Origin of the sequence: Engelhardtia mirabilis, from assembly GCF_007748095.1 — a bacterium.
Taxonomy (GTDB): domain Bacteria; phylum Planctomycetota; class UBA1135; order UBA1135.
The window spans coordinates 1,612,402-1,627,650 of record NZ_CP036287.1; the positions used below are offsets into that span (position 1 = coordinate 1,612,402).

The window sequence follows — 15,249 nt, forward strand, 5'->3', positions numbered from 1 at the left end:
ATGGACGTCCAGTGGCTCCAGCCCGGCTTCGGCCTGGTCGCGCTCCTCGCCCTCGTGCCGTGGATCGGCCCCCTGCGCACTCGCGACCGCCTCCACGCCGGCGTGCGCTCGGTGTTGATCGTGCTCCTGGCGGTGGCCCTCGCGCGACCGGTGCAGGTGGTCGCCTCCGGTGCGTCCCACCGCGTGATCGTGTGGGACCGCAGCGCGAGCGTCACGCCCGACGCGGACCAGACCGCGCGGCGCTGGCTCGTGTCGGCGCTCGCGGTCGCCGACGGCGAGCGCGTGACCCTGATCGAGCTCCCCGGCTCCGGCCGTGAAGCGTTGGAACTCCCCGAGGGTGTGCGCCACCTGTTGCTCGCCACTTCGGAGTCGAGTCCCCTGGGCGAGGCCATCGCCATCGGCGCGCGGGCCGTGCCGATCGGTGCCGCGGGCCGCCTGACCGTCCTCAGCGACGGCCTGGCCACGGACGCGGACGGCGCGCGTGCGGCGGAGGAGCTGCGCCAACGCGGCCTGCCGCTCGATTGGGTCCGCCTCGAGGGAGCGTCCGGCGACCTGCGACCGGTGGGTCTCGCGCTGGACGGCGAGGCGCGGGTCGGATCCACCGCGCGGGTGCTGGCGCGGCTGGTGGGCGGTGGACAGGTCGTGGACTGCCGCTTGAGCGACGGCGCCGGCGAGCTGGCGCGCTCGGGTCCGACGGTCGTCGACGGCGCGATCGAGGTCGCCTTCGAGTTCGAGCCGCGCGCCGCGGGGTTCGTCGAGTTGGTGCTCGAGGTCGAGGTGCTCGAGGGCGTCGACCCGCGCGGCGGGGACGAGCGCCTGGCCACCACGGTGGCCGTGCAGGACCCCCTGCGCGTGCTCTACCTGGGCGAGCGCGTCCGCGGCGGCGCGGGCGAGCTGGCGCGCCTGGTCGGCCCCGGCTTCGACGTGCGTGACGGCGGCGACGACCTCGGTCCCGACGCCTTCGGCGAGACCGACCTGGTGCTGCTCGACGATCGCCCGGCCGCGCGCCTGTCGGAGGAGCTGCAACGCTCCCTGAGCGAGGGCGTGGTCAACCGCGGCCTGGGCCTCCTGGCAGCGGGCGGCGAGGCGGCCTTCGGACCGGGCGGCTACCACGAGCAGCCGCTCGAGGCGCTCCTGCCCGTGGAGTTCGTCCAGAAGGAGGAGAAGCGCGATCCCAGCACGACCCTGGTCGTGATCCTCGACACCTCCGGTTCCATGGGCGGCGAACGCGTGCAACTCGCCAAGGAGGTCGCGCGCCTGGCTATCCGGCGCCTCTTGCCCCACGACAAGGTCGGCATCGTCGAGTTCTACGGGGCCAAGCGCTGGGCGGCGCCGATCCAACCGGCCTCCAACTCGATCGAGCTCGAGCGCGCCCTCAATCGCCTCAATGCCGGGGGCGGAACCGTGATCCTGCCGGCCATCGAAGAGGCCTACTACGGCCTGAAGAACGTGCGCACGCGCTACAAGCACGTGCTGATCCTGACCGACGGCGGCGTGGAATCCGGAGCCTTCGAGCCGCTGTTGCGGCGCATGGCCGACGACGGCATGAACGTGTCGACCGTGCTGATCGGTCCCGACGCCCACTCGGAGTTCCTGGTCAACATCGCCAACTGGGGCAAGGGCCGCTTCTACTCGGTGCCCAACCGCTTCAACCTGCCGGAGATCCTGCTCAAGCAGCCGGCCAGCGCGAAGTTGCCCGCCTACCGGCCCGGGATCGTGTCGGTCACCGGGCGCGGCGGTCGCGGCTGGTGGGGCGACGTGGATCCCGCCGGGCTTCCGCCCCTGGCCGGCTACGTCGAGACCCGCGCGCGGCCGGGCGCCGAGCGCGTGATCGAGACCACCGACGAGGCCCACCCGCTGCTCGCGTCCTGGCGTTACGGCTTGGGTCGGGTGAGCGCCTTGACGACCGAACCCACGGGCCCGGGCACCGAACCCTGGCGCGACTGGGACGGCTACGGCCCGCTGCTGGCGCGGACCCTCGCGCGCACGGCTTCCGACACCGCCGCGCCCTTCGTGTTCGAGCTGATGGCGGACGCGGACGAGTTGGTCCTGGTGGCTGAGCGGCGCGGGGCAGCCGAGTTGTTGCCCGAGGCGGAGTTTTCTGGCGCCCCGTTGCCCGGAGCCCAGCCCCGCGCGCTCGCCTTCGCACGGGTCGCGCCCGATCGCTTCGAGGCGCGTTGGCTACCGGCGGCCCGCGAGCCGACGCAGGTCGTTGCCGGGGCGGCCGGCGGCGTCGGTCCGCGCACGCGCCTGGCCCACGCGCCCCTGGCCGATCCGTCCTTCGAACGACTGGTCGACCCGCGCGTCGACTCGCGCCTGGTCGAGTTGGTGGAGCGGACCGGCGGTCGTCTGCGCGACGCGAGCGCAGTCGGCTCCACCTCACCCCTGGGCGGCGGCGAGCGTCCGCTCGGGCTGCGCCGCCTGTGGCTCGCGGCGGCCCTCGCGGCCCTCTTCGTCTACCTCGCCGATGTCCTGGTCCGGCGGCGTCCGCGCCTGACCGCGGTCGTGACCCCATGAAGTCCATCCTGTCGACTCTGCTGGCGACGGCCCTGGCCGCCATCTCGATCTGCGGCGCGCCCCGGGCCAGCACCTCGGGAGTCTGGGGCGAGCCCCTGGATGCCCAAGTCGAGTCGCTGTTGCAGTCGGCGCTCGACGCCGGAACGCAGGCGGACGTCGAAGACCTGTACGTGGCCTGCATGGTCGAGCACGGTGAACTCGAGCCCCTCGCGAGGCGCCTCGACGAGCTGCTCGACGGCGCGGTCGAAGGTGAGCGGCGCCGGGCGGCGCTGCGGCTCGACGGTTACCTGGCCTGGCGGCACGGGGAGCTGGACCATGCCCTCGAGCGTTTCGAGGTCCTGGTCGACGACGAGAACGCGCTGGGTCTGACCGACAACGACGCGCGCTTCGCCCGGGCGCGCCTCTTGGACGCCCAGGGTCGCACCGAGGCCGCGCTCGAGGCCTACGGCGAGTTGGTGTCCGAGCTGGACGATCCGGAGCTGACCACCCGGCTCCTGGTTCGCATGGCCCTGATGAGCATGGAGCAGGACGACGAGGGCGGTCGCGACGCCCTTTCGAGCTTCGCGCGCGAGGAGGGGCGTTCGGTCGACCTGGTCAACCGCGCGGCGATCGTGCTGGCGCTGTTGGGTCGGCCGGCGGACGCGATCGAGCTCTACGTGGTGGCGGGCGACGAGAAGGAGCGGGCCCGGGGCCAGTTGCGCGTGGCGGAGTGGGCCCTGCGCGCGGGCGACCTGCAGCGCGCCGAGACGGCGGCCTGGGAAGCGGTGGACCTGGCCAACGTCGCGCGCGAGCGCCGCTACGCCCTGACCCTGTTGACCGAGGCCCATCGGGCCGACGGAACCCTCGAGGCCCTGGTGGCGCGCTTCGACGCGGGGCAGGACGACCTGTCGTCCGAGGCGCGCGAGGTCTGGATCGAGCTGTTGCGCGAGACCGGGGCCTGGGACCAGGCCATCGCCATTGTGTCGACCGAGGGCGGTGCCGAAGCGTTCACCGACGACGAGCGCCGGTCCCTGCTCGAGATGTACCGCGAGGCCGGGCGCGAGGAGCAGATGATCGCGGCCTACCGCGAGCGCATCGCCCTCGACCCGCGCTCGACCGTGTGGCGCGAGGGGCTGGCCCAGACCTTCCTCGAGCGCGGTGACCGGGCGGCGGCGGTGGCGGTCTGGGAGGACTGGCTCGGGGATCTGGGCGCAGGGTCCCGGCTGCTCGGCGCGCAGGTGCTGCGCGACATCGGCCTCGACGACCTGGCCGAGCGCAGCGCCGAGAGTGCCGTGGAAGAGGGCGACGACGTCCACGCGGCGCTCCTGTTCCTGTTCGATCTGCACCGCGTTGGCGGGCGTTTGGACCAGGCCCGGGCGAGCCTCGAGCGGCTCGACGCGATCGCCGCTCCCGACGCCGCGGTGCGGATGCAGTTGGCCGAAGCCCACGAACGCCTGGGCGACAAGGCCCGGGCCGTGGCGATCCTGGGCGACCTGGTGGCGGCCCGGCCCCCGGGCGAGGCCGGCGAGGACGTGGAAATGCGCCTGGCCTGGCTCCTGTCGGAGGTTGGCGAAGAGGAACAGGCGCTGGTGGCCTGGCGCGAGCTGTGGGAACGCGTGCAGTCGGTTCCCAGGCGGCGCTACGTCGAGGACCGCATGATGACCGTGGCCGCGCGCCTCGGCTCCCTGGCCGACATCGTGGTCGAGCTCGAGGAGAAGCTGCTCGAGGGCACGGCCAGCGAGCGCGACAGCGGCCTGCTCGTGCGGATCTACACCAAGGTCGGGGACGCGGTCTCCGCGGCCGAAGTGATCGAGGAGTACATGCGGCGCTCGGGCGGGGCGGAGTTGCAGTCGCTGACGGAGAAGGCGCGCGTCTACCTGAGCTGCAACGACTACTACCACTACGAGCGGGCCGTCCGCCGCTTGATCGAGATCGACCCCGAGGGCGAGGCCGACTACTTGCAGCAGCTCGCCATGAGCCAGCTGGAACGGGGCCGTCCGGACGAGGCGCGCGCGGTGCTGACGCGGCTGGCGAGCCTCGACAGCGAGGCCTCGTCGGTGGAGTTCGAGGCCGGCGTGTTGGCCCTCTCGGGGATGCGGGCCGAGGCGATCGCCGCCTACCGCCGCGGGCTCGCGGCCCATCCCGAGCGCATCGACGGCTACCTGTTGATGTCCGGGCTGATGAAGGAGCTGGGCCAGAGTGACCTGGCCTTCGGCATGTTCCAGTACCTGGCAGAGACGGCGGACGGCGACGACCTGTTCACGATCGCCATCGACGGCATCCTGAACCTCTTGGTCGAGGCACCGCCGCGTCCGAAGGTCCTGCAGTGGGCCCGGCGGGTGACGCTCGAGCGCCTGGCCACGCGCCACGACAAGGCCTACCTCTACCAGCTCCTGGCCGACCTGGCACAGGAGAGCGGGGACCACGAGGGTCACCTGATCGCCCTGGAGAACTCCCTGGCCTCGTCGGGCCCGCGGCGGGGCTCGATCCTGCGCGAGCTGATGGACCTGTGCGCCGAGCAGGTGGCGACCTTCGGGGTCGAGGGTCGCGAGGCCCAGCCGGAGCGGCACCTGGCCTACGGTCGGCGCCTGGTCGGTCTGGCCGAAGCCGTGCCGCCGCAGGTCTACCTGGACCTGGGGGCGGCCTTCCTCGAGGCGCAGGACGAGGACAGCGCGGCGCGCACCTTCGACCTGACGCGCGACCTACCCGACGGCGTCCTGTACCAGCGTCAGGCGGCGGGTCGCTTCGAGGAGGCCGGCTACATCGAGCGTTCCACCTCGACCTACGAGTCGGTCCTCGCCACCCAGCCCGGGGACGTGTCCCTGTTGGTCAAGGTGGGCGAGCTCCACGAGCAGTTGGGCGAGGACGGGGAGGCGGCGAAGCTCTACGGCCGCGCCATGGACCTGCTCCTGCGCCGGCGCACGCTGGTCAGCGGGGCGACGAAGAAGAGCGAGGCCGAGAAGGACCCCTACGCCTGGGCACCCCGCAACCTGGACGACTTCGGCCAGCACTACGAGCGGGTGCTGCTCGGCCTGTTGTCGACCGTCGAGGACGGCGGGCCCTATCTGGAGCTGTTGGCCGAGCAGGTCGCCGCCTTCCGTGTCGAGCTGCCCGAGGCCCTGGCCCAGCGCGCGGACATGGACGCCGCAGCGGGTGACGAGGCCGCCGATGGGGATGGCCAGCGGGACATGCCGCTGCTGTCGGAGTTCCCGCGCCTGGAGTCGCGCGCGGCGTTCCATCGCCGCGCGGCCCTGGCGGCCGGGCGACTGGGCCTGGCCGACGACTTCGATCGCGAACTGGTTGCGGCCTTCGCCGGCGACGACGACCTGATCGAGGCCCTGGTGCGTGAACGGCTCCGGTGGGGGCTCGGCGATTCCGCGCGCGAGTTGATCGAGGCCAGTGACCGCAGCGAGGAGCAGCGGCGGGCGCTCTTGGTCAAGGTGGGAGAAGAGTTCGAGGCCGAGGCGAGCGGCCCGGTCCCCGTGGCCGAGGCCAGCCGGCGGATCCTGCCGCTGGTGATGGAGGGCCGCACCGACGAGTTGTCGACGCTGGTGCGTCGCGCCGATCTGCGCAAGGTCGAGTCCGCCGAGCTCGGTCACTTGACCGTGTTGTTCGCAGCGGCGCGTCTGTTGGGTGACGACGGTCTGCTGCTGCGGATCGGGCGCGAGTGGCTGCGCGCGCAGTTGTCCCAGAACCGCTCGTCCTACTACCTCGAGTCCACCCTGGACCAGATCGGCGCGGCACTGAACGGCGACTCGGAGCGGTCCCTGTACCGCTACTTCGTTTCCCTGGTGCTCGAGGACGTCGAGCACAACGCCCAGTTGGTGACACTGCTGCCGAAGCTGGCTGGGCGCTTCGACGAGCCGATCGTCGACCAGGAGGAGGTGCTGTCCCTGCTCGACGGCTACGGCGAGCGCTACGCCTGGGGCCTGGGCCCCGTGCTCGAGCTGCTGCCCTCCGCGGAGCGCGCCGGGGCCCTGCGCGGCATCTGGGACCGGATCGAGAAGACCAACCGCGCCACGCTGCTGGTCGATCTCGTGGCCGAGTTCCAGTCGGACCTGGGTGACGAGTTGGGCGCCTTCGCCACGGACGCCTTCGCGGCCTCGTTGGAGGACGCCGAGGACTACATCACCTACTCGATCTCGGACATGCTCGAGGTCGAGCGCAACCGCGAGGTCGTGCTCGCGATGGCCGAGGCGTTCGCGGCGGAGTACCCGACCAACGAGGCGGTCAAGGCCGTGATCGTGATCCAGGAGCACGCCCTCGGCATCGAAGGGGCGACCGAGCGCGCCGCGCGGACCTGGGTTGCCCTGGGCCGCGACGAGTCCGGCGACTACTACGTGAATCGCGCGCGGACGCGGCTCGCGGAGGAGTTCCTGCCCGAGGCCCTGGACGTCTTCGCCGCGGCCCTGGACGGGCGCGAGGACGAGGACGGCGCCTCGGCCGAGGTGGCCCTCGCGCGCATCGAGCTCTACCAGGGCGCCGACGAGGACGAGCGTGCGGACGAGCTGTTGGGCCAGGCGCTCGAGGCCTACCCGGAGGACCTCCCCCTGCTGCGGCGCCAGATGAGTCGGTTCAACGGGGAGGGGCGTCGGGCCCGAGCCTTGGAGTTGCAGGAGCGGATCGCCCGGTTGACCGAAGGAGACGACGACCGCAAGCAGGTCTGGGTGCGCGTGGCCGACGGCTGGGCCGCGCTGCAACAGCCCGAGCGCGAGCTGGCCGCGAGGCTCGAGGTGGAAGCACTCGGCGGCACGGACGAGAACACCGACAACCCCTTCGGGATCGTGATCCCGCCCGGGGTGACCTACTTCATCAACGGCGTGGCCTATCGCGGCGGCGAGACGGCCAAGGGGCTGCCCAAGACGATCGAGGACGTGAAGGAGGCGCTCGATGCGGGCGACGAGCAGGAAGCCCGGGTCGTGCTGCGACGTCTGTGGCGCAGTTTCCTCGTGGGCGAGACCGCCGATCGCTTCGCCTTCTTCGGCAGGTCGCCCATGGCATCGCTCTCCTGGCCCCACGACCCAAAGGAGCCCGACGCCGAGGAGGCGCCCTCGCGCGGTGGCCTGGACGCTTTCCTCGAGTCGGAGCGCAAGGCGCTCGAGAAGGAGGTCGCCGAGGCCACGGGCGAGACCGAAGAGCAGGACGATCCCCTGCCCACGGCCTACGAGGTGATGGCCGAGAGCGACGTCCTGGTGAGCGAGATGGAGCGCTTCCTGCGCACGCGGCAGCCGCGTGAACTCGACTCTCTGCAGCCCCTGTTCGAGGGTCTGTTGGCGGCGAAGTGCCGGACCGTGGGCGAGGACGAGACCCTGGCGGCCCTGCTCGTGCGCATGAGGTCGGGGGCCGCGCGCAAGGGCGAGATGATCCAGCTCCTGGCCGCGCTCGACGAGCGGCCCGACGTGGCGGCGCAGGCCGGCGACGTGGTCTCGTCCCTGGTGCGGACCCTGAACCCCCAGGACGTGGCCCAGGTGCGTCGCCTGGCGCGCGTGTTGGTGCGCGCAGGTCGCGCCCGGGAGGCCCTGGGCTTGTACCGCTGGTGCGCCGTCCGAGCCGACGCCGGGGGCGGCCGCATGGTGGTCATCGGCGACGACGTCAGCTCGTCCGTGTCGGTCAATGAACTGGTGGCCGAGGCCAAGGAGCTCTTCGACGGCGAGGACCGGATCGAGCTGATCGAGGCGGCCCTGGCCTACGCGCAGCCCGGGGACTATCCCTGGTTGCGTGAGAGCTTCGAGCTGCTCGTGCTGAACACCTGGGCTGAAACGGTCGACGCCGATCAGGCCCTGGCGCGCACCCGAGCGATCTGCGATCGAGCGCGGGACCTCTCCACGGGCCTGCGCCGCACCGTCGCGGTCCGAGCCGCGGCGATCTACCTCGGTGCGGGCGAGCTGGAGCCCGCCCTGGAGGCGCTGGAGGTGGGCATCGCCAAGCTCGATCCCGAGCTCGTGGCCCAGCCCGAAGAGAGCTGGTACCGCACCGATCCCGAGCAGCCGGGCTACCTGTCCACGGGCGACATGCGCCGGCTCTTTCCGAGCGACTTGGCGGCGGTTCCGGATGCTCTGCGTTGGCTGCGGATGTGCGCTACCACCCTCGAACAGTGGCTCGACGAGGACCGGGTCAACGAGCTTCCGGTGCTCCAGTCCCTCTACTTGATCGCCCTGCGCCTCGACGCACTGGGTCAGTCGGACGAGGCCGCGGCCCTGGTCGAGCGCCTGGCAGTCCGGGAGGGCGCGCCCTTTGCGTTGGAGCTGTGGACCATCGACGCCCTGCGACTCCTGGGCAGGACGGACGAGGCCGATACCCGCGAGCGCCGCTTGCTGGAGGACCGCCGCCTCCACGTGCAGCGGATCCCGGAGGTCATCGCCCGCATCCTCGAGCGGGAGGGACCCGAGGCGGCCCTGGCAGCGGCCGAGACGATCGCGGACGACACCCGCATGCCGGCCCTGCTCGATTCCCTGCTGGCGGCCGCCGAAGCTGCCGGTGACGAAGCAGCGCTGGCGCGCTGGCGCGGGGCCCGGGCGGCAGCCGAGTCGGCCCGCGAGGAACTCGAGGCACTCGAGGACGACTGAGAGGGAGGCGCTGACCTCCTCGATCAGGGGCCTACCTGGCCCTGGGGTACTGACTCGCGGAGTCGCATGACCTCGGCCTCGAGGTACTTGGCGTAGCCGACAAGCGCCCGGCTCACTGGGTCGGTCAGGCCCTCTTCGCGCAGTACCAGGTCGATCGGGCCGGGATTGATGGAGCGCTGGAACTGTAGCGCGGCCGCAACCTCGTCGGCGGTGCAGTAGCCCTCGCGCACGGCCAGGTCGCCGAGTCGCGTGAAGGGCTCGCGCTTCTGGATCGCGAGCAGGCCGACGAGTTGCTCCATCCGAAGGTTGCCGCGACGGATGAGTACCGAGCCCAGGGGCAGCCACTGGGGGGACTGGCTCCGCGTGCGGTAGTCCTGCGCCAGCTCCGGGCTGAGGGCTCGCTCGTCGATCAAGCGCTCCCAGAATTCGTCGCTCAGGTCCTCGTGGGTCTCTGTCACGGTCGGTCTCCTCGGTCAGGGCAGGTGGAATCTCTCCGCTCCGGTTCCGCAGCCCTTCCCGCTTCGGCCATCAGGCCCCCGCGCTGAAGCGGGATCCGGCCTTCGGTGGGCGCGTTCTCGCCTCGCGGGACAATTGCGACATTGTCGACCTCGGGCACCCCCGGCGCCCGCCGCAGTCCCATCTGCTGCGGTGTCGGCGAGCGCTCTCGGGATCACTTCTCTGGAGACGCGCGCCTCGCGGCGGGCCCGCCGCGGGCGGGCGATCCTCCCAGGCGCGCGAGACCTCTACTGCGGCCGGACCGTCGCCCCCAGGGCCGGCCCCGCGAAGACACCCAAACGCAGCGACGCGGAAAGGTGCTCGAGCAGCCGTTTTCCGCGCACGCTCGTCCCACGATGGTCGACCGGCGGCGACCAGACGGCGATCCCCATGCGTCCCGGCACCACGGCGACGATCGCTCCCGAGACGCCGGACTTGGCGGGGATGCCGACGCTCCAGGCGAATTCACCAGACCCGTCGTGGAGGCCGCAGGTGTACATCACGCTGAGCGTGTCGCGCACGGCGCGCTGGCTGAGCAGGGGCGTCACGCCGGGGGCCGGGCGACCGCCGGCTGCGAGCAGCGCGCCCATGCGCGCCAGCCGAACGCAGTCGACTGTCACGCAGCACTGCTGGAGGTAGAGCTGCAAGGCAGCCTCTTCGTCGTCGACGCAGCCTGCCGCGCGCAGCAGGGCGGCGATGGCGCGGTTGCGATCGCCGGCCGTCCACTCGGCGTCGAGCAGCTCGGCGTCGACCCCGACTCGCTCGCCGGCCGCGCTGGAGAGGAACTCGAGCAGGCCCCGCAGCCGGGAGGCCTCGTCAGCGCCGGGGGCCAGGCCGGCCACGGTGATGGCACCGGCATTGCCCAGGGGGTTGAAGGGGCGCCCGCTGCGCTGGTCGAGCTGCACCGCGTGGAACGGGTTGCCGCTGGGTTCGACCCCGACGCGGGCGTGGACCGCCTCTCGACCGAGCAGCTCGGTGGTGCGCGCGTAGGCGAAGGCGTTGGCCGTGGCTTGCATCGAGAAGCGCTCCGCGGAGTCGCCGCGCGCGACGACGGTGCCGTCGACGGTGCAGATCGCGACGCCGCAGCGCTCGGGGTCGACGCGCGCCAGCGGTGCCGCGTAGCTCGCCACCGTCCCGCGCCCCGCGACGTGGGGCACCTGTTCGAGGGCGTCGTCGATGGCCCGCTCCAGGTCCGCGGCCTCGTCGGTCGGGTGGTAGGCGGCGCTGCGCGGCCCGAAGACGTGCAGGCCGAGGCGCTCGTCCAGTTCGGCCAGGGCGGCGCGGGCGCGCAGGCTGGTGCCCGCCGCGTCGATCGGCGGCGAGAAGGCCGCCAGGCCCAGGCGGCCGGAGGCCACGGCGATCAGACCGCCGCTGACGCCGCTCTTGGCCGGCACGCCGAGGTCGAACAGGAAGCGGCCCATGGCGTCGTAGAGACCGCAGGTAGACATGACCGCCAGGACGCGCTGGTTGGCCTCGGGCGAGAGGGCCTGGACCCCGGTGGTGGGGCAGCGGCCGTGGTTGGCGAGGGTCCCGGCCATGACCGCTAGCTCGCGCACGTCGACGAGCGTCGCGCACTGGCGAAAGTAGAGGTCGAGGGTGGCGTCGACGGGGGCGGTCAGCACGCCGAAGTAGCGCAGGAGGTGGGCGATGGCTCGGTTGCGGTGCCCGTGTTCCCGCTCCGAGAGCCAGACCGGCACGTCCACTCCCAGGGGGCCGCGTCCGGCGCAGGTGCCGAGGAAGGTCAGGAGGCCCGCCAGGTCCGCTCCGGCCTCCAGCAGCAGGCCGGTGACGGCTATGGCCCCGGCGTTGACCATCGGGTTGTGGGGCAGGTGGCTGTCCTGCTCGAGGCGGATCATCGAGTCGAAGGCCTGGCCCGTGGGTTCCACGCCAACGTGGGCGTGGACCACTCCTTCTCCGAGTTGGTCCAGGGCCCAGCCATACAAGAAGGGCTTGGAGAGGGATTGCAGGGTGAAGGCGTGGGCCTCGTCGCCCGCGCTCGCAGCCGGTCCGTCCACGGAGCAGGCCGCGACGGCGAACAGCTCCGGGTCCACGGCAGCCAGTTCCGGGATGTAGGCGGCGGGCGCACCCCCGGCGGCTCCCGCGTGGTTCCGGTGGACCTGGGCCAGGAGGGCGCGCAGTCCGTCGAGCTGGTCGTCCATGGCGCCGATTGTCGCCATCGGTCCGGTCCGGCGCCATGCGGGCGCAGCGTCGCTTGGTGAATCTGCGGGAACTCGTCTAAGCTGCGGCCCTGATGGGAATCCGAGTCGCAATCAACCACAAGACGGTCTACCGCTACGACCGCTCGATCCGACTCGGGCCGCAGGTGGTGCGGCTCCGGCCGGCACCGCACTGTCGGACGCCGATCCTCTCGTACTCGTTGCGGGCGGAGCCGGCCAAGCACTTCATCAACTGGCAGCAGGACCCCCAGAGCAACTACCAAGCGCGCCTGGTCTTTCCGGACAAGACGCGACACTTGGAGCTCGAGGTCGACCTGGTGGCGGAGTTGGAGGTGGTCAACCCCTTCGACTTCTTCCTGGAGCCCGCGGCCGAGACCTATCCCATCGAGTACGACGAGGGCCTGGCGCAGCAGCTCGTGCCGTACCTGAAGTCGGGGCCCCAGGGCGAGCGCTTCGAGCGCTACCTGGCCAAGTTCGACCGGGCCGAGGTCAAGACGATCGACTTCATCGTCGGCTTCAACCAGCAGGTCAACGCGGACCTGAGTTACGTGCTGCGCTACGAGCAGAACCTGCAGACGCCGGAGGAGACCCTCGAGCTGGGCCGCGGCGCCTGCCGGGACTTCGCCTGGCTGCAGGTGCATCTGCTGCGGCGCCTGGGCTTCGCGGCGCGCTTCGCCTCGGGCTACTCGGTGCAGTTGGCCCCCGACATCAAGTCCCTGGACGGGCCCTCGGGTGTCAGCGCCGACATCGTCGACCTGCACGCCTGGGTCGAGGTCTACCTGCCCGGCGCCGGCTGGATCGGTCTCGACGGGACCTGCGGCCTGATGGCGGGCGAGGGGCACATCCCCCTGGCCTGCAGCGCCGAGCCCGAGGACGCAGCTCCGATCAGCGGCGCCCTCGACGAGTGCGAGGTCGAGTTCGAGATCGTGATGACCGTCGAGCGCATCGCCGAGAGCCCGCGGCACACGCGCCCCTACTCCGAGGAGACCTGGGAGCAGATCCTCGAGTGCGGGGCGGCGGTCGACCGCGAGCTGGAGCGCGGCGACGTGCGCCTGACCCAGGGTGGCGAGCCGACCTTCGTCTCGATCGACGACTACGTCGGCGAGGAGTGGACCACCGACGCCCTCGGCGATCGCAAGCGCTTCCTGTCCGAGGAGCTGGTGCGCCGCCTGCGCGAGCGCTGGTCCCCCGGCGGCGCCCTGCACTACGGACAGGGCAAGTGGTACCCGGGCGAGTCCCTGCCGCGCTGGGCCCTGGCCTGCTACTGGCGCACCGACGGCGAGCCGCTGTGGAAGGACCTGCGCTGGCTGGCCGCGCCCGACGACGCGGGCGCCGCCGGCGCCGACGAGGCGGGGGAGTTCGCCCGCGCCCTCGCCGCGCGCCTGGGCGCCGAGGTCGACCACGTGATCCCCGCCTACGAGGACCCGATCTACTTTGCCTGGCGCGAGGGCAAGTTGCCGATCAACCTCGAGCCCGGCGACAAGCGCCTCGAAGACCCGGAGGAGCGCGAGCGCATGCGGCGCACCTTCGACCGGGGCCTCTCGGTGCCGGTGGGGTGGGTACTGCCGATCGAGCGCGTGGCCCGCGGCGACGGCATGGTCTGGCGCAGCGAGCTGTGGATGCTGCGCGCCCAGCGCGTGCTGCTGGCGCCGGGCGACTCGCCGGTGGGCCTGCGCCTGCCCCTGGGCTCGCTGCCCTGGACGCCCCCGTCGAAGCGGCCCGTGCCCGCGATCCCCGATCCCCTGGAGCCGCGCCAACCCCTGCCGCCGCGCGAGGCCCTGGGCCAGCTGCGGGTGTCGGCGCACCTGGAGCCGCTGGAGCCCGGCAAGCAGCCGGAGCCCGAGACCCACGGCCGCGGCACCGCCGTCCCGGGCGAGATCCGCTCGGCCCTGACGGTGGAGTCGCGGGGCGGGCGGGTGCACGTCTTCCTGCCGCCGACACACACCCTCGAGGACTACGTGGACCTCCTCGCCTCGATCGAGGAGACGGCCGCGGAGCTCGAGCAACCGGTCATCGTCGAGGGCTACGAGCCGCCCGCCGATCCGCGCCTGCGCGTGTTCAAGGTCACGCCCGACCCCGGCGTGATCGAGGTCAACGTGCAACCGGCGGCGAGCTGGGACGAGCTGGTCTCGATCACCACCGAGCTCTACGAAGAGGCGCGCCAGAACCGCCTGGGCACGGACAAGTTCATGGTCGACGGGCGCGTCGTCGGCACCGGCGGTGGCAACCACGTGGTGATGGGCGGCGTGACGGCGGCCGACAGCCCCTTCCTGCGGCGGCCGCACCTCCTGCGCTCGATCCTGGGCTTCTGGAACAACCACCCGTCGCTCAGCTACCTCTTCTCGAGCCTGTTCGTGGGGCCGACCAGCCAGGCGCCGCGCATCGACGAGAGTCGGGCGGACGGCATCTACGAGCTGGAGATCGCCTTCGCCCAGGTGCCCGAAGAGGGGCCGATCTCGCCCTGGATCGTCGATCGCATCTTCCGCGACCTGTTGGTGGACTCCTCGGGCAACACCCACCGCTCCGAGGTCTGCATCGACAAGCTCTACTCCCCCGACAGCAGCAGCGGCCGGCTGGGTCTGGTGGAGTTCCGCTGCTTCGAGATGCCGGCCCACGGGCGCATGAGCCTGGCCCAACAGCTGCTCCTGCGCGCGATCATCGCTCGCTTCTGGGACCGGCCCTATCGCGCGCCCCTGCGTCGCTGGGGTACAGCCCTGCACGAGCGGTTCCTGTTGCCCTGGTTCTGCTGGCGCGACCTCTTGGACCTGTTGGCCGAGGTCTCCGAGGGGGACCGCCGCCTCGACCCCGAGTGGTTCCGTCCGCACTTCGAGTTCCGCTTCCCGCGCATCGGCGCGGTGCAGTGGGATCGGACCGAGCTCGAGCTGCGGATCGCCCAGGAGCCCTGGAACGTGACCGGCGAGGATCCCGGTGGCGGCGGCACCGTGCGCTACGTGGACTCCTCGGTGGAGCGCGTGCAGGTGCGGGTCACGGGCTTCGACGAGAGCCGCTACGACGTGGCCTGCAACGGCGTGCGCGTGCCCCTGCACTCGACCGGATCTCCCGGCGAGTTCGTCGCCGGAGTCCGCTTCCGCGCCTGGCGGCCGCCGCGCTGTCTGCACCCGACGATCGACGTGCACGCGCCGCTGGTGTTCGACCTGGTCGATCGCTGGTCCGGCCGCGCGGTGGCCGGCTGCACCTACCACGTCAGCCACCCGGGCGGACGCCACCACGAGGAGCCGCCGGTCAACCACCTCGAGGCCGAGACGCGCCGCCGCGAGCGCTTCTTCGCCAACGGGCACACGCCGGGGCCGTTCGAGCCCGTCGATCTGGAGCCGAGCGCCGAGTTCCCGCTGACGTTGGATCTGCGCCGGCTCTAGCCGGGATGGATCTGCGCCGGCTCTAACCGGGATGGATCTGCGCCGGCTCTAACCGGGGCGGATCTGCGCTGGGGCCAGCCGCGGGGGAGCCCGCTTCTCTCCGGTAGCGAACCGCGGGGGGCAGGGTGCCCCCCCCGC

5 protein-coding genes are annotated in these 15,249 nt (G+C 72.1%); 3 read left to right on the top strand and 2 right to left on the bottom strand.

Translation table 11 applies throughout. The features are described 5' to 3' along the window. Positions 1-2,517 (top strand): VWA domain-containing protein, encoded by a 2,517-nt coding sequence (locus Pla133_RS05815; protein WP_145063414.1) that lies wholly within the window; start codon positions 1-3, stop codon positions 2,515-2,517. Next, complete coding sequence (locus Pla133_RS05820) at positions 2,514-9,062, top strand: tetratricopeptide repeat protein (protein WP_145063416.1); 6,549 nt, start codon at positions 2,514-2,516, stop codon at positions 9,060-9,062. The genes Pla133_RS05815 and Pla133_RS05820 overlap by 4 nt, the downstream gene beginning before the upstream one ends. 23 nt (positions 9,063-9,085) lie before the next feature. On the opposite strand, the gene Pla133_RS05825 is transcribed toward Pla133_RS05820, so the two are convergent. Beyond that, entirely contained in the window at positions 9,086-9,520 is a 435-nt protein-coding gene (locus tag Pla133_RS05825; protein WP_145063418.1) for a hypothetical protein, read from the bottom strand. Positions 9,521-9,805: 285 nt separating this feature from the next. Continuing rightward, positions 9,806-11,716: a glutaminase A gene (gene glsA, locus Pla133_RS05830; protein WP_419192170.1), complete on the bottom strand. Its 1,911-nt coding sequence runs from the start codon at positions 11,714-11,716 to the stop codon at positions 9,806-9,808. A gap of 92 nt (positions 11,717-11,808) precedes the next feature. Here glsA and Pla133_RS05835 point away from each other — a divergent pair, with 92 nt between their 5' ends. Further along, entirely contained in the window at positions 11,809-15,111 is a 3,303-nt protein-coding gene (locus Pla133_RS05835; RefSeq protein ID WP_145063422.1) for a transglutaminase family protein, read from the top strand. The last annotated feature ends 138 nt before the right edge of the window (positions 15,112-15,249 follow it).

Bases quoted from the DNA above. Each gene is read 5' to 3' on its own strand.
- Pla133_RS05815 (WP_145063414.1), top strand. From the start codon at position 1: ATGGACGTCCAGTGGCTCCAGCCCGGCTTCGGCCTGGTCGCGCTCCTC.
- glsA (WP_419192170.1), bottom strand. From the start codon at position 11,716: ATGGACGACCAGCTCGACGGACTGCGCGCCCTCCTGGCCCAGGTCCAC.
- Pla133_RS05820 (WP_145063416.1), top strand. From the start codon at position 2,514: ATGAAGTCCATCCTGTCGACTCTGCTGGCGACGGCCCTGGCCGCCATC.
- Pla133_RS05835 (WP_145063422.1), top strand. From the start codon at position 11,809: ATGGGAATCCGAGTCGCAATCAACCACAAGACGGTCTACCGCTACGAC.